The sequence below is a fragment of the Pseudarthrobacter enclensis genome (genome assembly GCF_030811655.1).
Taxonomy (GTDB): domain Bacteria; phylum Actinomycetota; class Actinomycetes; order Actinomycetales; family Micrococcaceae; genus Arthrobacter; species Arthrobacter enclensis_A.
Map to the genome: position 1 here is coordinate 1 of NZ_JAUSRE010000026.1, position 19,644 is coordinate 19,644.

The window sequence follows — 19,644 nt, forward strand, 5'->3', positions numbered from 1 at the left end:
CGCCCCACCAAGATCCTCCCCAATGGCCTCCATAACCCCACTCTGCCAGCCACCACTGACAATGAAGACCACCCAAAACCCCTATGTGGAAAACCTGGGCAAGTAGTGCTTAGGCCGCCGAAGCGGTGGAACCGGAACGGGCCGCAGAGGCTTCTTTTTGCCACGGCCAGCGCCCGGTGATCTCCAGCTCAAGGGAGAAGCTGAGGAACGTCCTGATGAGCACGATGATGGCCAGCACGCCCACGCTGACGAACGTTGGGGTGACGGCGACGGTCCGGATGATGTCGGCGGCGACGAGCAGCTCAAGGCCCAACAGGATGGACCTGCCCAGCAGCTGCCGGTACGAGCGGTAGAAGCTCAGCTTCCCAGTGCCTGGCGGGAGCTGCCGGGGCTGATGACCGCGGATCGCCAGCGGGAGGGAGACCACCGCCCCGATGACCATGACCGCCACTCCTGCGAAGTCGACCAGTTGCCCAACCGTCTCTATGATCTGCCGAAAGTCCATTCCCTGCCCTACCCCGGGCCAGGCGTCTCCGCAACCAGCCCGGCAGTGACTAAGGGAAGGCCGACCAGTTACGGATGGCGGACGCCGTTCCCCGCTATAACGTCCCTGTACCCTTCCCTGAAGGTCGGAAACGCCAGGGTGAACCCGGTGCTGCGCAGGAGGTCGTTGCGGCAGCGCTTGTTGCCCCCACGGGCAGGCCCCGCGTCACCGACCCGCCGTGCCGGAAGGCCGAGTTCGCTTGCCAGGAAGCGCAATACGCTGCCCAGGTCGGCAGGCTCATTGTCCACACCCACGTAGATGGGCGCGGGTGCAGCATCCATGGTGGCAAGGTGAACGAGGGCTGCCGCAGCATCGTCGCGGTGGATCCGGTTGGTGTACCGGACGTCCTCGGGAATGACTGCCGACCCGCTCCGCACCTGGTCGATCAGCCGGGTCCGTCCCGGCCCGTAAATGCCGCCCAGCCTGACCGAGACGCCGATAGTGCTGGTTCCTTCAAGCCTGGCCTTCAACAGTTCCTCGGCTTCTACCAGGACACGGCCGGAGAAACCGCCGGGATCGGCCGGCGTGGACTCATCCACCCATCCGCCGCCCGCATCCCCGTACACCGCCGTCGAGGACACAAAGATGATCCGTTCGGGGCTCACAGCATCCCGCTTCAGGGCAGCAAGGACGTTTTCCACTCCGCGTACATACGCGGCCCGGTATGCGTCCTCAGTGGGTGAATCCGCGGCAACAGCGATTACGACGGCGGTGGCATCCTTGGGGACAGGCGGCAGGTTCCCAGCGGTAAGGTCAGCCGCGGCGCCCTCGATTGCGGCCGGCAGTTTCGCCGGGGACCGGCGCCACCCGACAACCCGGTGGCCCAGGGCTGCAAACCGCAGCCCTGCCTCGGTGCCAAGGTCGCCGCATCCGGCCAAGAGAATCGTCATTGCCTACGGTGCCTCCACCGGGAAGAAGACGCGCGGATCCTGCAGCAGCGCCGGGTAGGCGAATGCGGACCGGTCGACGATCTCGGTGACTTCGAAGTTCCTGCCGAAACGGCCGTCATCGAGGGTGATGGGGCGCCCCACGACCTGTCCCACAGCGAACCTTGCCCCGTTCTCGAACGGAACCGCCACGGGTGTCTTTCCGGGAAGGGTCCGGAAAGCCTCCTCCTGTGCCAACCGCTTGCGCGTGGGTTTCTTCGCCTGCGGCCTGGGCGGTGCCTTCTTTGGGGCGCGGGACGGCCGGCGGGAGCCGTCTTCAACATAGACAGGGGAGTAGCCGTCATCCCCGGCGGTCATTGCCGCAGCGGCGGCTGCGCTCCGGTTCACGGGCGGCAGAGCCACCGTCCTTAGGGACTGGGGGTCGACGTCCTCATGTGGCTCCCGCAGGATCCAGAGAATGTCCTCTTCCGGTTCCTGCGGAAGGAACTCGTGCCGGGGCTCGGGCCAGACGTAGTCCATGTCCGGGATCGCGTCGGGAAAGACAGGGGTGTAGAACTTGGGTTCCTTGTGCACCAACTTGGAGCGGTGGCTCAAATGGAAGTCGGGGTCACCCAGCCACGGCGGCATGACGATTTTGGCCGCGTAGTCCGGGTGGGCTGCCTGCGGCGCGAACTCCGCGATGTTCGCACGGGTGTTGTCCGGATGGCCGCGTTCGATCCATTCGTCCACCATGGCCAGGCCGTACATGGTGAGGGCGGGCACGTGGCCCATCCACATCCGGATGGCCGGGTGGGTTTGCCAGCCGTAGCCCGGAATGACCAGCGCGCGCAGGGTTTGCAGCGCTTCAACCCGCTGCTTGCCCAGCCGTGCGGTGTCCAGGGCTGCGGCGCTTTGGCGGAAGTCAGGGTACGGAAGGAAGGTTTGCATCTCTTCAGTCTGACGGTCCCCGGCGGAAGTGCCAATTGCTGTGCCTGCGGCCACACGCAAGGGTCGCGTATGTCCAAATAATGGACGCCTGCATACGTCTTTCAGGTTAAACCACTAAGATCACCGCAACCACCCCCGCGTTTTGGAAGCTCACTCATGACATCTACACCCAACAAAGCCGTCAGCCCATCCCGCACCGCCCTGCCCCGCTACGGGCAGATGCTGGGCCCGGAAGCCCAGGGAATCCTGGTTCTCGACGAGTTCACCATCGATCCTGCCGCCGCCCGCAAAGACCAGCACCGCTTCCGCGATGGCATGGCCACTGTTGCCAGGACTGTGCGCCGGATAGCCGCCCTCCGCGTTGTCATAGCGCTCGTGGCGATTGGCAACCTGCCCTTGTTCCTGCTGGGAAGTGGCTGGTGGATCTACGGCGTCTCACTGACCCTTGTTGTCGCTGTCCACGCTGCCGTGACGCTGCTCAACCGGCACGAGCCCCGGCTCAAGCAGCGCTCCGCCCTGGAGCTGCACATGCACCGGGAACGGAGCGCCAACTACCGCAAGGTGCGCGACGCCGTGAAGTACATGATCGACACCCCCACCCGCATGAACGAGCACCTCTACCTGGAGCTGCTGGCCGTCAAGCGGGTTGCCTTGAACCTCGCCCACGGCACGGTTGCGCTGCTGGACACCAGCGACGAGTCGGCCTGGAAGGTGCGGATCGTCCGCGAACTGCACGCCAGCTGACCGCAGGCTGGCTGCCTGCTCCGGCAGCGGCTGAGGAATTAAAGAACGACGCCGGCACATCCCTTGTGGGGTGTGCCGGCGTCGTTTTTGGTCAACGGAATTTGTCTATCGCCGACCTGTCTGTGTCGCGTTGAAAAGGCGGTGCGGCCAAGGCCGCTGATGGAACATCCGCTGGTATTAGGCGGGGAGCTGAATGACCTGTCCCTCGAATACGAGGTTCGGATCCGAAATAGTGTCCAGGTTCGCATCCGCGAGGTGCTGCCAGCCGCCCTGGAGGCCCAGCTTCTCGGCGACGATGCTCAAGGTATCCCCGGCCTGCAGGGTGTAAGTCTCGCCGCTGAGCGGAACGGACGTCGCGTGCCGCGGCGCCGGCGCCTGCTTTACCGGGGCGCTCTGGACATGGGCGCTCTGGACCTTGACCGGGGCACTCTGCACCGGAGCGCTCTGGACCGGAGCTCCGCCGCCGCCGCTCAGTCCAAGCTGCGACGAGCAGGACGGCCAGGCGCCCCAACCCTGGGAGGCCTGGACCCGCTCGGCTACAGCAATCTGCTGTTCACGGCTGGCGTTCGCCGGGGACCCGGTTCCGCCGTAGGCTGCCCAGGTGCTGGAAGTGAACTGCAGGCCGCCGGAGAAGCCGTTGCCCGTGTTGATGGACCAGTTCCCGCCGCTTTCGCACTGGGCGAGTGCATCCCAGGTGGATGTGGGGGTGGCTGCGTTGGCCGCCGTGGCTGAGAGTGCCAAACCTGCCGCGGAGACGGCGGCCAAGGTGACTCCGCGGCGTGCGGCAGTACGGAATTTGGTGTTTTTCATGATGGTGATGCTCCTGAAGGCCACCAGCGCTGGTTCCGTCCCCGGAGATCGTCGCGCCACTGCCCGCCCCTGACGAATAGAGGTCACTGTCGGTGGCTGCCGCTGGGCAGTTCTGGTGGAGGCAGCACCGGGCAATCAAAAAGCCCGCCGAACGGGCATGCATTTCACGCTAGGACATCGTTTCTGCGTTATCAAATCGAGATTCCGGCGGGCGTGTTGGGTGTGGGCCGGGACGCCCCCGGCGCCTCCCCTCGTAAGCGCGTTATCGCGCGGGCGGGCGCGAAGCCGGGAGGGGCATTATCCTGTCCGGATGGACAATTTAGCCGCTGGCAGCACCATGCCCGAAACCAACGTGGACGCTGCGGAAACCGCCGTTCCCGCCAAGCCCCTCCCGGTGGCCGAACTCCACCTGCACATCGAGGGCACGCTGCAGCCCGAGCTCATCTTTGCCCTCGCCGAGCGCAACGGTATTGAGCTGCCCTACTCCGGGCTGGAGGAACTCCGCGAAAAGTACGAGTTCACGGACCTGCAGTCGTTCCTTGACCTCTACTACGCGAACATGGCGGTACTGCGCACCGAGCAGGACTTCGCCGACATGACCCGCGCATACCTGGAGCGTGCTGCGGCAGCCGGCGTCCGGCACGCCGAAATCATGATGGACCCGCAGGCGCACCTTTCCCGCGGCATTCCCCTCGAAGCATGCGTCAGCGGTGTGGCGTCGGTGCTCGCGACTTCGGAGGAGGAATACGGCATCTCCACCATCCTGATCGCGGCCTTCCTGCGTGACCTGCCCGAGGACTCGGCCCTGGAAGTCCTGGGCAGGCTGCTGGCCATGAACGCGCCCATCGGCGCCATCGGGCTGGACTCGGCCGAAGTGGGAAACCCGCCGTCCAAGTTCGAAAGGTTGTACGCCAAGGCGCGGGAAGCAGGCCTGCGGCTGACGGCGCACGCGGGGGAGGAGGGCCCGGCGTCGTACATCACCGAAGCCTTGGATATTTTGGGTGTGGAGCGGATCGACCATGGCATCCGCTGCATGGACGATCCCGACTTGGTGGAACGCCTCGTGGACGCGCGGATTCCATTGACCGTTTGCCCCCTGTCCAACGTCAGGCTGCGCGCAGTGGACACCCTTGCGGACCATCCCCTGCCGGCCATGCTCGCTGCCGGGCTGAATGTTTCCGTCAACTCGGACGATCCTGCATACTTTGGCGGTTACGTGGATGACAACTTCGCACAGTTGACCGCTGCGTTCGATCTCTCCGACTTCGACAAGGCACGGCTGGCAGCGAACTCCATCCACTCCTCGTTCGCATCCGAGGAGCGCAAGGCGGAACTGCTGGCGGAACTGAACGGGCGGGAAGTGGCCGACTGACCACTTCTGTGTCATGCGCAACAGCAGGCGTCCGCGCCCGGTAAACTAAGTGCCGCAGGCGTGTCTGGGGAGTGCAGGGCAGCACCCATGTCAGCGCTTGAGGGTTATGCAGACAGCCCTTACCCGAGACCTCCGCCTCACTTGCGGCACCATCCGCTTCACAGTCGGTCACGACACGCAGAGTTAACCAATTAAAGTCGCGCGATTTAACGGGCAGTTGGCAAGATGCCTAAGACCGATCGCTTATATAAGGGGAATCATGGCCAAGTCCACCGCAGAAAACACCTACCTTCGACTCAAGACCGTCCTGGATGTCCTGACCGAAGGCGTGTGGTCCGGCGATGCACTCAATGCTGGCCAGGTCCTGGCGGAAGCCACTGCCCGCGTGCCGTTCAACGAGCACGAGGCCGAACTCCTCAGCGGCGGCATCCCGCGCGGCCACAAGACCCTTACCTCTGCCACCGCGAAGCTGGTCAAGGCCGGCTGGCTGATCAAGGGCCGTTCCGGCTGGACCATCACCGAAGACGGCATGCGCGCAACTGTCGCCTTCCCGGACGTGGATTCCTTCGCCGCAGCGCTCGACGCCGGCACCCCGGTCCCTGCCGACACCCCCGTTCCCACGGCTCCCGAAGGATTCGAGCGTCCCGTTTCCGCCGCAGCCGCGACGCTGGAGGTTCCGGCCAAGGAAGAAGCACCGAAGAAGACCACCCGGAAGGCTCCGGCCAAGAAGGCGGCTTCCGCTGTGGGCAAGGCAGCAAAGGCACTGGAGGATGCCGTCGAGCCGGTGGTGAAGGCCGTCCGCAAGAAGTCCTCCTCGAAGGACAAGGCTGAAGCGGCGGCTCCTGCCGAGGCCGCTGCCGCCGAGCCGTTCGAGGGCCCGGATGTGGAAACCCTTCCGCAGCCTGAAGCTGTGGCCGTTGCCGGTGACTTCAACATCATCCTTGGCGCCCCCGAGAACTGGGCTCCACAGTACGACGAAGCACAGATGGAGTTCGACTTCCTGGACCAGCTGTGGAAGAAGAGCGCGGAGCTTCCCGCCGGTTACTACACCTTCAAGATCGCACTGAACCGTTCGTGGGATGAGAACTACGGCGCGTTCGGAACGTTCGACGGCCCGAACCACGAACTGCACCACGCCGGCGGCACGGTGACCATCCGCTACAACCACGCCACCCGCGACATCACCATCAACTAACCAGCCATTCCACCCAGCCGGGTTGCACGGGCTGCCGTTTCGGGTTCCCGGAACATCGGTTCGTGCAACCCAGCGGGCCAGGGACGCTGTCCTACGAGGAGGCCATTATGGGCCGGCATGAAAGTTCAGCGCAGGACAACCCGGCGCCTGAAGGTTCAGGGCAGAATGTCCGGCTGGCCGCCCGGGTTTTCGGGATGGTTCAGGGTGTCGGCTTCCGCTACTGGACCATGGGCACCGCTGAAGAGCTTGGGCTCTCCGGAGAGGTGCGGAACCTCGACGACGGCTCCGTGTCCGTGATTGCCGAAGGCCCGGAACGCAAAGTCCACCAGCTCCTGAAGTGGCTCAATTCCGACCGGACTCCGGGCAGCGTGGAGCGGGTGGACAGTTCCCTTTCGAAAGCGGAGGGAAACCTCCGGGGTTTCCGCGCGCACTGACGTTCTCCGGGCCGCCTTGCTTCCGAAGACTACTGCTGGGCGGCCCGCTCGTGGGGGCTCAGGCCGAGGAAGGCTCCAAGTTCCTCCAGCGCCGCCGGCTTGTGCGGCATGTAATTAGTGAGTTCCGGGGACCGGATCACCACCGCGCGCCACTGGCCGCGGGAGACAGCAACGTTGATGCGGTTCCTGTTGAGCAGGAACTCTGCTCCGCGCGGTGCTTCGGCCACCGCAGAGCACGCCATGGACACCAACACCACCGGTGCTTCCTGGCCCTGGAACTTGTCCACTGTCCCCACGCGGACCTCGGGCAGTCCCGATTCTGCCAGTTGTTTGCGGATGAGGTGGACCTGGGCGTTGTAGGCGGCCACTACCAGCAGGTCCTGCTGTTCCAGCGGACGCGCCGCGCTGCCGGGGCCGGCAATCCACTTCAACCCCAGATGCCGGCGGGCCTGGCGGACAACTTCATCCGCCTCTTCTTTTGAAGCTGTCGTGTTTCCGCTGTGGGATACGAAGACTGTCTCCACACCGGGCGCGAAGGCTTCCAGTTCGCGGAGGGACGCGGCAGGAGCGGACTTCAGCTTCCCCTCGTAGCTGAGGTTGGATACGGCCCGGCACAGCTCCGGATGCATGCGCCAGGTGTCGGCAAGGAAGTAACCCAGGTTCGGCGGAAGGGTGGCGTGTCCGGCCGCGAGCCATCCCAGGGCGGACTCATCAACTGGTTCCGGATGCGCTCCTTGTGAAACCTGCGGAAGCTGCTGCGGGTCCCCGAGCAGGAGCAGCCTCTTGGCAGAGCGGGACACGGCGAGCGTGTTGGCCAGCGAGAATTGGCCGGCCTCATCAATGACCAGGAGGTCAACGGACCCGGCAGGCACCTCCTTGCCGGTCATGGTCCACGCCGTGCCGCCCACCAAGCAGCCGCCCGGGGCCGACAGCAGGCGGCCCACATCTCCTTCCGCCGTTAGCTGCCACGGAACATCATGAGGAGAACTTAGTTTCTTGCCCACGACAGCCGGGTCCACCCCGCCTGTCTGGATGGCCCGGCACAGGAGGTTTTCCACCACATTGTGGGACTGGGCCACCACGCCGATCTTCCAGCCCTCGGCCACGAGCCTGCCGATCACATGGGCGCCAACGAACGTCTTTCCCGTACCCGGAGGGCCCTGGACGGCCAGGTAGGAGCGGTCAAGGTCCCGCAGGGACTCGGTGATGGCGCCGGCATAATCTGCCTCGGCGTCCTCCCCGCGCGCCACTTCCACCGGCCGCGGGCGGGAGAGGAAACGCGGTGGCAGCTTGCGCAGGATGTCCAATGCCGGCTGAGCGGGAAGGGTGGGCGCCGAGGCTCCCACTACCCGGGCTATGTCAGCTATGGCGGCCTCGATGTTGTCCGTGGGTATCGGGGTGTCCTCGGTCAGCGCTACCGGAAGGTGCGCGTAGGCAGCGACCTTCCTGGACTCCTTCTCGGAGATGGTGATGATGGTGTGTTCCGGGTTGTCGGGAGCTGCCTTGAGCTCGTCGATGCGGGTCTTGAAGGTATACGCCCGGGTGCTCGGCGCTGCGTTTGAGCCGGCCATGCCGTCTGGGGCTGGGGGATCGTACAGCCGGCACCACGTGGAATCGGGACGGAAATCGGAACCCTCCGTCATGGTGCCGCGCAGGTGCAGCACCCGGGTCCGCATCCGTTCGGTGGGCTTCGCCAGCGCCCAGTCGGAAGAGACCTCGGCGGACTCAACGATGAACACGTTCCGTTGGTCTGACCAACTGTCCAGCGGCGCCTCGACGCGGTCGAAGTGCTGCCACCAGAACTGCTTCCGCTCGCGCCGGTGATATCCGGTGGCGGCAGCGACCATGGCAAGGGCCCGCTCGTCGTTCGTCCAAGGCCGGTTGTCCGGCAGTTCGTCCAGGTACTCGCGAAGGCGCCGTTCTTCCTGGGTCTCATTCCGTCCGACCGGGGATCCGTCGGCTGCGGGACCCGCGAGAGGAGCAACTGCCGAAGACCCGTCATCAGGATCTTCCGTGGGGGACTGGGCGCCTGCGGGGGCCTGGGAAGCGATCTGCAGCAGCCAGTCCCGCAGCCGCAGCGTGGAGAGGCAGTCGTACTGGTTGTAGTCGGAGATGGAAGCCAGGATGGCAGCGGCTTCATCCCGTTGCCCTTCATCCCGGGCGGCGCAGTAGGCGGCATAGGCCACAACAGAGGCGCCTGCATCCTTGACATCCCCTGAGCGCAGGTTGTTTCCCATGTACAGCGGTTCGAGCTTCTTGATGGAGTAGGACGCTTCCGAGATGCGGACGGAATGCCGCACCGTGGCGTACAGGTCCACCAGCAGACCCTGTCTCAGCCAGTCGTCCACGATGTCCTCACCGGCCTGGTGGGCCAGGGAGAGGTTGCGGAGAGCCGTCTTCTCGTACGGGGCATAGTGGTAGACGTGCATGTCCGGGTAGACGGCACGCCTCTGTTCCACGTAGTCCAGGAAGCCAAGGAATGCGCGGCGCTCCTCCGAGCGGGAGTGCGCCCAGAACGGCCGGAAGACCGGATCTGTCTGATCCCCTTCAACCGGTGCCTCGATGACGCCGAAGAGGTACTCGATGCCCCATGCGCCGGTGGCAGGGTCCTGCCACAACGGATCGCCTTCGAAGTCGAAAAAGATGTCTCCCCTGCTGGGGGCGGGAAGATCCCGGATGGTGTTGTCCGGAAGGACGGTGTAGGAAACCGTGCGTGTTTCTCCGTCCTTCGTAAACGTGCGGGAACCGGCCACCGAATCCAGGCCCAGTTGCATCCGCGCCTGGGCGCGCAGCCTGACCACGGAGTTTTTTGCCTGGGCGGCGGGCATCGCCGCCAGTTGGTCGATGGTGGTGATGTTCGCTGCATGGAGTTTCCGCCGCTGGACCACGGACATGCCGGCTACCATCAGCAGGTCCCGGTGGAGTTTCACCTGTTCCGCGCAGTAGTCGCACCGTCCGCAATGGACGACGCCGGGCTGCTGCCACTGCACAACTGCCTCGGCGGCGCGGTGGCTGGCCGTGAGTTGGCGGAAGCGCCGCCGTCGCTCGCGGAAGACGGGCAGCAGGTCCGGCAGGGAGTGGCTGCTCCGCAGCCAGTCCTCTCCCACGCGGGTGCCCAGCACGAGCGTGACGACCGGCGAGGGGTCCAGCCCCATGCCCAGTAATTGGTCGCCGTACGCGGCCAGCTGAAGAAGCGCGCCTGCCTTGGCGTGCCGGGCAAGTTTCGTGTCCCAGACTTCGTACCGGCCCGGGTCCCCGGTGCCTGCGGCCTCGTTGACCAGGAAGTCCGCGTAGCCCAGGAATTCGCCATCGAAAAAGGTGGCTTGGAAGACGACGTCCGCTCCCGACCGGAGGGCGAGCTCTGTTTCGGCATGTTTAGCCTGAAGGTCGCTGCGCAGGGTCTGGCCGCGTTCCAGGGCGTAGACGCCCGACCCGCGGCTGGCGTCCCACTCGCCGTATTTCTCTACGAGACTGGCAAGCACCGTGCGCTCGTGCCGGTCTCCCAGCTCGCCGGCACGCTTCTGCATTTCGTCGGCGGGAAACTCGGCCTTGGGGGAGCGTCCCAGCTTTTCGTCCAGTATCCGGAGCGTGCGGTACTCGCATTCGGACGCAGCCACCAGGTCGCTGGCCGAAAAGACCAGGTCCGGCGGGGGACTGGAGCCCGAATCAGTGCCGGCGGCGTCGAGCAGAAACACGTGGCCTCCCCAACTGTTGGCGGGCCGGGGGACGGTTTCCCCAGCCTGGAATCAAACGTAGCAAGAGGGACTGACAAAGGCTCCCGGCCGGGAGTCGGGCCGGCGGCCCTGAAAAGCTGTTGCTAGGCGAGGCGTGTAACGCTCCGTCGTGAAGGGCGCCGTGCGGCGCCATCGGAAAACAGCTCCGGAGTCGCTTCCTGGATGCGTTGGACGTCCTCGAATACGGCACGCAGATGCAGGCGCAGCCTGCTGTCCGCATCGGACAAATTGTGCGCTTCCAGCGCGTCCACAACGGCAGTGTGCTGCTCAATAAGCGTGGAGACAGGCCTGGTGTCCAGCAAACTCAGCCGGCGTGCCCGGTCCAGGTGCGCCTTGGCGGAGTTGACTGCGGCCCAAGCGGACTCATGTCCGGCCAGACGTAGGAGTTCCCGGTGGAAGTCCTCATCAAGTCGGAAGAATTCCTCGACGTCACCGCACGCATCCGCATCAGACTGGGCCCGGAGAATCTCCCGCAGGCCGGTGATGCCTGCGCTGTCCGCGGCAAGGTCTCTTAGGGAAGCGCACTCGATCGCCTCCCGGACGAACTGAGCTTCAGAGACGCGGCCCAAGTCCACTAGGGAGACGAAGGAACCGATCTGCGGGAAGACCTGGACCAGACCTTCCTCGCGCAGAAGTATCAGGCTCTCACGCACCGGCGTGCGACTGACCCCCAGTTCCTGCGCCAGTTCGTTCTCGGACAGCGGCTCTCCGGGGGGCAGCTGCAATGAGATGATCCGGCGGCGCAGCGTTTCAAGAGTCTGGTCTCGCACCGAAAGCCGCCGGGAATCGTCTCGTTTATCGGTTGCCATGGAACCAGTCTAACCTGTTGACACACTAGAATGGTAGTGCTTGTATGGTAGTTGGAATCAAGGTGCTGCTGGTTACTTCCGCCTCGTCCGGGGGCTGAGGCGGGCCCGATCCAGACCACAGCGGTTCAGCTGTTCACTTCTCTCCTCCAATGGACTTAACCCCCTTCGACAGCATCACATGCAAAGGAGCAACTGATGACCGAAAGCATCGCGCCGCCCACCAGTCCACAAGCTGAGGCCGGCAACACTCGCGATCTCGCCAAAGTGGCCGTGTCCGGTTGGCTTGGCACCGCCATGGAATTCATGGACTTCCAGCTGTACTCCTTGGCGGCCGCCATCGTGTTCAACAAGATCTTCTTCCCCGACGTCAGTCCCGTCATCGGCCTGATTGCAGCCATGGCAACGTACGGCGTGGGCTACGTGGCCCGCCTTTTCGGTGCCGTCTACTTCGGCAGGATGGGTGACCGCATCGGCCGCAAGAAGGTCCTCTACATCACCATCGCCCTGATGGGCGCTTCCACTACCCTGATCGGCGTGCTTCCCACCTACGCCATGATCGGCATCTGGGCGCCGATCCTGCTGGTGGCCTTGCGGCTCATCCAGGGCTTCGGCGCCGGGGCGGAAATCGCCGGCGCCACGGTCATGCTCGCTGAATTCGCATCCGCCCGCCGCCGCGGCATCATCTCCTCCCTGGTGTGCCTTGGCACCAACTCGGGCACCCTGGGCGCATCGGCCCTATGGGCCATCCTGGTCGCCTCGCTCTCCCAGGAGGACTTGCTGAGCTGGGGTTGGCGAATACCTTTCCTCGCCAGCTTCCTGATCATGATTTTCGCTATCTGGATCCGCCGCTCGATCAAGGAAAGCCCGGTCTTTGAACAGCGCGCCGATGTCGTGGATGGTGTGGCCCTGACCAAGGACAAGATCAAGAACTCCGCGAAAGCCCCCGCGCTTGCCGGAACCAGCACCATCGAGGCCGCCCTGCACCAGAAGAAAGGCAAGTCGTTCCTCATCGCCCTGGGCCTGCGCTTCGGCCAGGCCGGCAACTCCGGCCTGGTGCAGACCTTCCTGGTGGGCTACCTGGCCACCGTGCTGCTCGCCGACAAGACCGTGGGCACCAACGCCATCATGTACGGCTCCCTGCTTGGCTTCATCACCATCCCCCTGGTCGGGCTCCTGGGTGACCGCTTCGGCCGCCGCCCGCTGTACCTGGTGCTGAGCGCCCTGACCGCTGTGTACGCCGTCCCGATGATGCTGATGATCACCAGCGGCAACGCCGCCGTTATCACTGTCGCCATGGTGATCGGCCTGAACCTCGGCGTGCTGGGCCTGTTCGCCATGGAGAGCGTCACCATGGCCGAGTTCTTCGGGGCCCGGACCCGCTTCACCCAGCTGGCCCTCGCCAAGGAAATCGGCGGCATCCTGGCCACCGCCATCGGGCCCATCCTGGCAGCCACGCTCACCGCAGTCACCGGGCACTGGTGGCCCCTCGCCGCCATGCTGATCGGCTACTCGCTGATCACCCTGGTTTCCGCCGCCGTCGGCCCGGAGGTCCGCGGCCGCGACATGGTCCGCCTTGAGGACGCCGTATGAAAGCCGTTGTCGTCCACGGGGCCAACGACCTGCGCATCGATGAGCGGCCCGAGCCGGCAGCGGGGCCCGGGGAAGTAGTGCTCGACGTCGAATGGGGCGGCATCTGCGGAAGCGACCTTTCGTACTGGCGCCACGGAGCGTCGGGGACGGCGGCGCTGAAGTCACCGCTCGTCCTGGGCCACGAGGTGGCGGGCCGGATCGCTGCGCTCGGCGCCGGCGTCGACCACCTTGAGGTGGGACAGCCCGTCACGGTGCACCCGGCCGAACTGGTGGGGGACGGCACCATGCCGGAGCGCCTGCGGGGACGCACCAACCTGTACCCGCAGATCCGCTACTTCGGCTCGGCGGCCTTCGACCCGCACACGGACGGCGGCTTCAGCGAACGCAAGCTCGCCAAGGCATTCCAGGTCCGTCCGCTGCCCGACGGCGTCGACACCCTCCGGGGCGCACTGGCCGAACCGCTGGCCGTCGCCATGCATGCCGTCAGCCGGGCGGGCAATCTCGAAGGGCGCGACATCCTGGTCAACGGTGCGGGACCCATCGGATCGCTCGTAACCGCGGCCGCCAAGTATGCCGGGGCCCGGACCGTAATCGCCACGGACATCAGCGATGCGTCGCTGCAAATCGCCAAGGCCATGGGGGCGGATGAGGTCCTCAACGTCGCCCGCAATCCATTGCCGGCAGACATGGAACTGGTCTTCGAAGCCACCGGCATCCCGGCAGTGCTGGGCAACGTCCTGATGGCCACGGCCCGCGGCGGCACCATCGTCCAAGTGGGGAATCTGCCCGGCGCGCCCGCGGCCTCCGCGCTGGGCGACCTGGTGACCCGGGAAATCACCTGGATCGGCTCTTACCGGTTCGTGGACGAGATCACCGATGCCCTGCAAGCCATGGCCAACGGCCTGGACGTCTCGCCCGTCATCACCCACACGTTCGGCATCGACGATGCCGAGGAAGCCATGCAGACCGCCGCGGACCCGGCCGTCGGCAGCAGCAAGGTCATGCTCCGTCTCTCCACCAGCCAGCCCAATTAAGTAGCAGTAACTGTCGTTTTGGGGTCCCAAAACGACAGTTACGGCGACCTGCATCGCTCACCACCATTTGAAGGACTCCCAGTGAAGATCACCGACGCACGGGTTGTGGTTTCGTCGCCCGGACGGAACTACGTCACGCTCGTTATTGAAACCGAGGACGGCATCACCGGCATCGGCGACGCCACCCTCAACGGCCGCGAGCTGGCAGTGGCGTCCTACCTCAGCGACCACCTCTGCCCGCTGCTGATCGGCCGCGACGCCCGCCGGATCGAGGACGCCTGGCAGTACTTCTACAAAGGGGCCTACTGGCGCCGCGGACCGGTAACAATGACCGCCATCGCTGCGATCGACGTCGCGCTCTGGGACATCAAGGGCAAAGCCGCCGGCATGCCGGTCTACGAACTTCTCGGCGGGGCCGCGCGCGAAGGCGTGATGGTGTATGGCCACGCCAGCGGCAGCAGCCTGGAGGACCTCAGCGCGGACTTCCAGCACCACCTGGACCTGGGCTACAAGGCGATCCGTGCCCAGGCCGCCGTGCCCGGGCTCGACAAGACCTACGGCATCGCCCCGGTGGACGGAATGCTCTATGAGCCGGCGAGCAGCAACGTTCCGCAGGAAGACGCCTGGGAGACTACCGCGTACCTGGACTTCGCACCGAAGATGATGGCCCACGTCCGCGAGCAGTTCGGCTACGGCGTCCACATCCTGCACGACGTCCACCACCGCCTCACCCCGATTGAGGCGGCCCGGCTGGGCGCCTCGCTGGAGCAGTACCGGCCGTTCTGGATCGAGGACCCGACGCCGGCTGAGGACCAGTCCGCGTTCCGGCTGATCCGCCAGCACACCACCACGCCCATCGCTGTCGGTGAGGTGTTCAACTCCATCTGGGACTGCCAGCAGCTGATCACCGAGCGCCTGATCGACTACATCCGCACGTCGGTCTCGCACGCCGGCGGCATCACGCACCTGCGCCGGATCTTCTCCCTCGCGGACCTTTACGGCGTCCGTTCGGGCTCGCACGGCGCCGGCGATCTGTCCCCTGTCTCGTTCGCCGCGGCGCTGCATGTGGACCTGTCCATCCCGAACTTCGGCGTCCAGGAATACATGGGCCACCGTGACCCGGCCAACGAGGTCTTCACCACCTCGTACAGCTTCAACGACGGCTACATGCACCCCGGCGACGCACCGGGGCTGGGCGTAGAGTTCAACGAGGAAGCCGCCGCGCGCTTCCCCTTCGACCCTAAGTACCTGCCGGTGAACCGGCGCCTGGACGGATCGGTGCACGACTGGTGAACGGGATTCACGACGCTTTCGATGTGGTGGTGATGGGCGAGATCCTCGTCGAAGTCGCCACCGACCAGCCCTTCGGCCACGGCGTGCCCGCACAGCTGGGCATCTCCGGCGACGCCCTTAACGTGGCCGCAGCCGCCGCCGCAGCGGGTGCCAGGGTGGGGCTGCTGTCCGTGCTCACCGACGACGACCTGGGGCAGGCCATTGCAGGCCGGATCGCCGAGCTGGGCATCTCCACCCGCCTGTTGAAGTTCCGCCGTGGGCAGCAGGGCGTCTACCTGGTGCACAGCGACCCCGACGGCGAACGCGAATTCTCCTACGCCCGCAGCGGCAGCGTCGGCTCCACCCTCGGACCGGACGACGTGGACCCCACGGTGTTCAGCTCGGCCGGCGCGGTGGTGGCCGGCGGCATCGCCTGCGCCATTTCGACGACGGCACGCGCCGCCGTCGTTAAGGCCGCCTCGCTGGCCGCCCGTTTTGTCTACGATCCCAACTTCCGGCCCCGGCTCACCACCGTGGCGGACGCGGCGGCGGCACTGACCGAACTTGCCCCGCTGGCGTTCATGGTGACGCCTTCCTTCCCGGGCGAGACGGCAGCCCTGCTGGGGGTGTCCACTCCGTCCGAAGCCGTGGCCACACTGCGCTCGCTGGGGGCCGCCAATGTGGCAGTCACCTGCGGTGCCAAGGGAGTCCAGCTCGACTCGGGCGTGGACTCCGTGTGGGTCCCGGCCATTCCGGCACCCGCGGTGGTGGACCAGACCGGCGCCGGGGACGCGTTCGTGGGCACGCTCACCGCACGCCTGGTGCTGGGCGACGACCTCCCGACGGCGGCCCGGTACGGTGCGGCGGCGTCTTCATTGGTGGTCGGCGGTAAGGGCGGCACCGGCTTCATCCCCACCTTCGAGCAGACCCGTGCCCACGCCGCGGCGTCCGCGCATGCCGTGGAAGGGGCAGTGTCATCGCACTCCTGAGTTCTTCATCCGTTGCCGCCACCGGCCATCAGGTCCTGTTGCCGCGGGAGAAACTGCAGCCCGGGATCGTCCACCTGGGCCTGGGCGCCTTCGCCCTGGCCCACACCGCCGTCTTCACTGAGGACGCGATGCTGGCTGCCAATGATCCACGGTGGGGGATCGTCGGCGTCACCCAGCGCTCGGATACTGTGGCCCGCCAACTGGTACCGCAGGACGGGCTCTTCACCGTTGCCGAACGCGGCGAAGGCGCCGTCCCACTGAGGGTGGTCTCCAGCATCGTCGAAGCCATCTCCGGCCGGGACACTCCCGAACGGGTGGTGGCACGGATCGGCGCACAGTCCACGAAAATCGTCACACTCACCATCACCGAGAAGGGCTACCGGTTCGATCCTCAAACGCGGACGCTCGATGTGGCGGACGAGGATATCCAGGCGGACCTCGCCGGCCGGCCGCCGGTGACCGCCATCGGGCAGATCGTCCGCGGCCTCCAGCAGCGGGCAACGGGCGGCGCCGGACCCGTCACGGTGCTTTCGTGCGATAACCTCCCAGCCAACGGGGAACTGACGGCGACCCTCGCCACGGGTTTTGCGGCGGCCTTGCCCGCGGCCGAAAGCGGACCCCTGCTGGCGTGGATGCGGGACAACGTGACGTTCCCGTCCACCATGGTGGACCGGATGGTGCCTGCCACCACCGAAGGCGACCTGGCCGCCATCGAACATGAACTCAGTGCACGGGACGAGGCGGCCGTGGTGGCCGAACCCTTCAAACAATGGGTCATGGAGGACAACTTCCCCGCAGGCCGCCCGCGCTGGGAGGACGCCGGAGCCCTGTTCAGCGACGACGTCGCCGCCTGGGAATCGGCCAAACTGCGGCTGCTCAACGCCAGCCATTCGATGCTGGCCTACCTCGGCCTCCTCGCCGGCAAGGAAACCATCAGCGATGCCGTGGCCGTGGAGCCGTTCCACACCGCCTGCCGGCGCATGATGCTGGAGGAAGCACTGCCCAGCATCACCCTCCCAGCCGGGCTGGACGGGGAGCAGTACTGTGATGAGGTACTCCGCCGGTTCGCCAACCCGGCGCTGGGCCACACCACGGCCAAGGTGGGCAGCGACGGTTCACAGAAAGTCGGGCTGCGGCTGCTCACCACCGTCCGGGGAACGCTCGACGCCGGCCGCGCGCCACGGTGGGCGGCGCTCGCCGTTGCCGCGTGGATGCACCATGTGGCCGGCACTCCCGCAGCAGACCTGAACGACCCCCTGGCGCAGGGACTTCAGGCCGCGCTCCCCGTGGACCGCACCGCGGACACCGTGGTGCCGGCACTGCTGGGGTTCCGGCCCGTCGTCGACCTTGCCCTCGCGGGGAACGAGGACTTCCGGGACCTGCTGCTCCACTGGTACCGCATCATCGAAACCAACGGGCCGGACGGCCTGGGAAATGAGATCAACCATGGCTGACGCGTCAGGCGTCCTCAGCGTTTCACCGGTCATCCCGGTGGTCACCATCGACGACCCGCAGGACGCAGTGCCCCTGGCACGGGCGTTGGTGGACGGCGGCGTGAAGATCATCGAGCTGACCCTGCGGACCGATTCCGCACTGACCTCGCTGAAACTGATCGCCGAAGAGGTCCCGGACATCCTGGTGGGCGCCGGTACGATCCTCACGCCTGCCCAGGCCGATGCGGCAGTGCAGGCTGGCGCCAAATTCCTGGTCAGCCCCGGTATCACCCCCGCGCTGCTCACCTCCATGCTGTCGCTGGACGTCCCGGTGCTGCCCGGCGTGGCCACCGTTGGCGAAGTCCTGGCAGTCCTGGAAGCCGGACTGGAGGCGATGAAGTTCTTCCCCGCCGGGCCGGCAGGCGGTCCGCCCTACCTGGCCGCCATTGGCGCGCCCATCCCGCACGTCCAGTTCTGCCCCACCGGCGGCATCAGCCTGGCCACCGCTCCGGACTACCTCAAGCTGCCCAACGTGGCCTGCGTGGGCGGCAGTTGGCTCACCCCGGCAGACGCCGTCGCGGCCAAGGACTGGGGCCGGATCACCAGCCTGGCCGGCGGCGCAGCAGCCCTCACCCGTTAGTCAGCGCCCGGCGGCAGCGGCGCGCACCTGGGCCTTGTCATGCTCGGCGTGGGCGCTGTGGATCAGGTCCATGAACTCCGTTTCGTGCCGGACCAGCCGTTTGTACTTCTCGGGAAGCTTGTGGATCTGGTCTTCTTCGCGGCACATTTTGGCGAAGATCCTGTCGCGCTCGGCCATGTCCGTCTCATAGTTGAGGTCCAGGTACTCGGTGGCGTGCCGCCGGGCGCCGGACACTGCATTCTTGGCTTTGCCCTTGGGGCTGAAGATCGACGCAAGGATGGTCACCACCAGAACGCCCAGGATCACGCCCAGGGAAACCCCGGTGCTGACCTCCACCACGTTCACGTGCCCGCCCTCGTTAATGAATGGCAGGGTGTTTTCGTGCAGGGCGTGCAGGATGAGCTTGACCCCGATGAAGCCCAGGATGACTGCCAGGCCGTAGGAGAGGAAGATCAGCCGGTCCAGCAGTCCGTCAATCAGGAAGAACAGCTGGCGCAGGCCCATCAGGGAGAACGCGGTGGCAGTGAATACGATGAACACGTTCTGGGTGAGGCCGAAGATGGCCGGAATGGAGTCCAGTGCAAACAGCATGTCCGTGCCGCCGATGGCCACCATCACCAGCAGCATCGGCGTGAGGACCCGTTTGCCGTTCTCCACTGTGAAGAGCCTGTCGCCGTCGTAGTGCTGCGACGCGGGCAGGAGCTTCCTGGCGAGCCTGACCACCAGGCCTTCGGAATCGTCGTCGTGGTCGTCCGGCTTGAGCAGGTTGCCGGCCGTGACAAGCAGGATGAGCCCGAAAATGTAGAACACCCAGGCGAAGCTGCTGATCAATGCCGCACCGAGGAAAATGAACACCGTCCGGGCGATCAGCGAAAACACGATGCCGAACAGCAGCACCTTTTGCTGGTCCGCCCGTGGCACCCTGAAGCTGGCCATGATGATGAGGAAGACGAACAGGTTGTCCACCGACAGCGCCTTCTCCGTGACGTAGCCCGCGAAATACTCGGTGCCCATGTCAGGGCCGCCGAAGAGCAGTACGCCCAGTCCGAACAACACGGCAATGCCCACGTAGATCGCCGACCAGGCGGCGGATTCCTTCAACTTGGGCGTGTGGGCCTTCCGGACGTGGAAGAAGAAATCGAAGGCGAGCAGCCCTACGATTCCCGCTATTGTCAGGGTCCAGACATACGCAGGTACTTCCACGCCGGGCCTTTCGTTGGAGGTTCCCCC

17 protein-coding genes are annotated in these 19,644 nt (G+C 65.8%); 10 read left to right on the plus strand and 7 right to left on the minus strand.

From position 1 onward, the window contains the following. Nucleotides 1-109: 109 nt before the first annotated feature. From J2X98_RS19250 to J2X98_RS19260, 3 genes are all read right to left on the minus strand, one after another. Nucleotides 110-505 carry a DUF1622 domain-containing protein gene (locus tag J2X98_RS19250; protein WP_307311424.1) on the minus strand — a complete coding sequence of 132 codons (396 nt, stop codon included), beginning with the start codon at nucleotides 503-505 and terminating at the stop codon, nucleotides 110-112. 68 nt (nucleotides 506-573) lie between these two features. Continuing rightward, on the minus strand, nucleotides 574-1,434 hold the full coding sequence (locus J2X98_RS19255; RefSeq protein WP_307311426.1) for an NAD-dependent epimerase/dehydratase family protein: 861 nt from the start codon (nucleotides 1,432-1,434) through the stop codon (nucleotides 574-576). A gap of 3 nt (nucleotides 1,435-1,437) precedes the next feature. Then, complete coding sequence (locus J2X98_RS19260; RefSeq protein WP_307311428.1) at nucleotides 1,438-2,358, minus strand: MSMEG_6728 family protein; 921 nt, start codon at nucleotides 2,356-2,358, stop codon at nucleotides 1,438-1,440. A gap of 156 nt (nucleotides 2,359-2,514) precedes the next feature. On the opposite strand from J2X98_RS19260, the gene J2X98_RS19265 reads away from it, so the two are divergent. Next, nucleotides 2,515-3,102, plus strand: coding sequence for a hypothetical protein (locus J2X98_RS19265; protein WP_141943352.1), 588 nt, complete (start codon nucleotides 2,515-2,517; stop codon nucleotides 3,100-3,102). 177 nt (nucleotides 3,103-3,279) lie between these two features. Here the strand turns inward: J2X98_RS19265 and J2X98_RS19270 are convergent, their stop codons facing one another. Beyond that, the gene (locus J2X98_RS19270) at nucleotides 3,280-3,912 is read right to left on the minus strand and encodes a LysM peptidoglycan-binding domain-containing protein (protein ID WP_307311432.1); all 633 of its coding nucleotides are present in this window, start codon (nucleotides 3,910-3,912) and stop codon (nucleotides 3,280-3,282) included. A 310-nt stretch (nucleotides 3,913-4,222) separates the two neighbouring features. Here J2X98_RS19270 and J2X98_RS19275 point away from each other — a divergent pair, with 310 nt between their 5' ends. From J2X98_RS19275 to J2X98_RS19285, 3 genes are all read left to right on the plus strand, one after another. Then, the gene (locus tag J2X98_RS19275) at nucleotides 4,223-5,284 is read left to right on the plus strand and encodes an adenosine deaminase (RefSeq protein WP_373460928.1); all 1,062 of its coding nucleotides are present in this window, start codon (nucleotides 4,223-4,225) and stop codon (nucleotides 5,282-5,284) included. Between the two features lie 259 nt (nucleotides 5,285-5,543). Next, a complete protein-coding gene (locus J2X98_RS19280) occupies nucleotides 5,544-6,479 on the plus strand; it encodes a pullulanase X25 domain-containing protein (RefSeq protein WP_141943345.1) in 936 nt (311 codons plus the stop codon). Between the two features lie 62 nt (nucleotides 6,480-6,541). Next, on the plus strand, nucleotides 6,542-6,913 hold the full coding sequence (locus J2X98_RS19285; protein ID WP_373460929.1) for an acylphosphatase: 372 nt from the start codon (nucleotides 6,542-6,544) through the stop codon (nucleotides 6,911-6,913). A gap of 29 nt (nucleotides 6,914-6,942) precedes the next feature. Here the strand turns inward: J2X98_RS19285 and J2X98_RS19290 are convergent, their stop codons facing one another. After that, nucleotides 6,943-10,608: a TM0106 family RecB-like putative nuclease gene (locus J2X98_RS19290; protein WP_307311436.1), complete on the minus strand. Its 3,666-nt coding sequence runs from the start codon at nucleotides 10,606-10,608 to the stop codon at nucleotides 6,943-6,945. Nucleotides 10,609-10,730: 122 nt separating this feature from the next. Continuing rightward, nucleotides 10,731-11,456 carry a GntR family transcriptional regulator gene (locus J2X98_RS19295; RefSeq protein WP_307311438.1) on the minus strand — a complete coding sequence of 242 codons (726 nt, stop codon included), beginning with the start codon at nucleotides 11,454-11,456 and terminating at the stop codon, nucleotides 10,731-10,733. Between the two features lie 195 nt (nucleotides 11,457-11,651). Here J2X98_RS19295 and J2X98_RS19300 point away from each other — a divergent pair, with 195 nt between their 5' ends. From J2X98_RS19300 to eda, 6 genes are all read left to right on the plus strand, one after another. Continuing rightward, complete coding sequence (locus tag J2X98_RS19300) at nucleotides 11,652-13,046, plus strand: MFS transporter (RefSeq protein WP_307311440.1); 1,395 nt, start codon at nucleotides 11,652-11,654, stop codon at nucleotides 13,044-13,046. Then, nucleotides 13,043-14,080, plus strand: coding sequence for an L-idonate 5-dehydrogenase (locus J2X98_RS19305; protein ID WP_307311443.1), 1,038 nt, complete (start codon nucleotides 13,043-13,045; stop codon nucleotides 14,078-14,080). The genes J2X98_RS19300 and J2X98_RS19305 overlap by 4 nt, the downstream gene beginning before the upstream one ends. 81 nt (nucleotides 14,081-14,161) lie before the next feature. Then, on the plus strand, nucleotides 14,162-15,373 hold the full coding sequence (gene manD / locus J2X98_RS19310) for a D-mannonate dehydratase ManD (protein WP_307311445.1): 1,212 nt from the start codon (nucleotides 14,162-14,164) through the stop codon (nucleotides 15,371-15,373). A 32-nt stretch (nucleotides 15,374-15,405) separates the two neighbouring features. Then, nucleotides 15,406-16,341 carry a sugar kinase gene (locus tag J2X98_RS19315; RefSeq protein WP_307311570.1) on the plus strand — a complete coding sequence of 312 codons (936 nt, stop codon included), beginning with the start codon at nucleotides 15,406-15,408 and terminating at the stop codon, nucleotides 16,339-16,341. A gap of 38 nt (nucleotides 16,342-16,379) precedes the next feature. After that, complete coding sequence (locus J2X98_RS19320) at nucleotides 16,380-17,795, plus strand: mannitol dehydrogenase family protein (protein WP_307311448.1); 1,416 nt, start codon at nucleotides 16,380-16,382, stop codon at nucleotides 17,793-17,795. Continuing rightward, nucleotides 17,788-18,414: a bifunctional 4-hydroxy-2-oxoglutarate aldolase/2-dehydro-3-deoxy-phosphogluconate aldolase gene (gene eda / locus J2X98_RS19325; RefSeq protein ID WP_307311451.1), complete on the plus strand. Its 627-nt coding sequence runs from the start codon at nucleotides 17,788-17,790 to the stop codon at nucleotides 18,412-18,414. Before J2X98_RS19320 ends, eda begins: the two co-directional genes overlap by 8 nt. On the opposite strand, the gene J2X98_RS19330 is transcribed toward eda, so the two are convergent. Then, nucleotides 18,415-19,617, minus strand: coding sequence for a TerC family protein (locus tag J2X98_RS19330; protein ID WP_307311454.1), 1,203 nt, complete (start codon nucleotides 19,615-19,617; stop codon nucleotides 18,415-18,417). Nucleotides 19,618-19,644 lie beyond the last annotated feature (27 nt).

Coding starts and splice junctions, on each gene's coding strand:
- J2X98_RS19265 (WP_141943352.1), top strand. CDS start 2,515: ATGACATCTACACCCAACAAAGCCGTCAGCCCATCCCGCACCGCCCTG.
- J2X98_RS19260 (WP_307311428.1), bottom strand. CDS start 2,358: ATGCAAACCTTCCTTCCGTACCCTGACTTCCGCCAAAGCGCCGCAGCC.
- J2X98_RS19315 (WP_307311570.1), top strand. CDS start 15,406: ATGGGCGAGATCCTCGTCGAAGTCGCCACCGACCAGCCCTTCGGCCAC.
- eda (WP_307311451.1), top strand. CDS start 17,788: ATGGCTGACGCGTCAGGCGTCCTCAGCGTTTCACCGGTCATCCCGGTG.
- J2X98_RS19295 (WP_307311438.1), bottom strand. CDS start 11,456: ATGGCAACCGATAAACGAGACGATTCCCGGCGGCTTTCGGTGCGAGAC.
- J2X98_RS19255 (WP_307311426.1), bottom strand. CDS start 1,434: ATGACGATTCTCTTGGCCGGATGCGGCGACCTTGGCACCGAGGCAGGG.
- J2X98_RS19270 (WP_307311432.1), bottom strand. CDS start 3,912: ATGAAAAACACCAAATTCCGTACTGCCGCACGCCGCGGAGTCACCTTG.
- J2X98_RS19300 (WP_307311440.1), top strand. CDS start 11,652: ATGACCGAAAGCATCGCGCCGCCCACCAGTCCACAAGCTGAGGCCGGC.
- J2X98_RS19280 (WP_141943345.1), top strand. CDS start 5,544: ATGGCCAAGTCCACCGCAGAAAACACCTACCTTCGACTCAAGACCGTC.
- J2X98_RS19305 (WP_307311443.1), top strand. CDS start 13,043: ATGAAAGCCGTTGTCGTCCACGGGGCCAACGACCTGCGCATCGATGAG.
- J2X98_RS19250 (WP_307311424.1), bottom strand. CDS start 505: ATGGACTTTCGGCAGATCATAGAGACGGTTGGGCAACTGGTCGACTTC.
- J2X98_RS19275 (WP_373460928.1), top strand. CDS start 4,223: ATGGACAATTTAGCCGCTGGCAGCACCATGCCCGAAACCAACGTGGAC.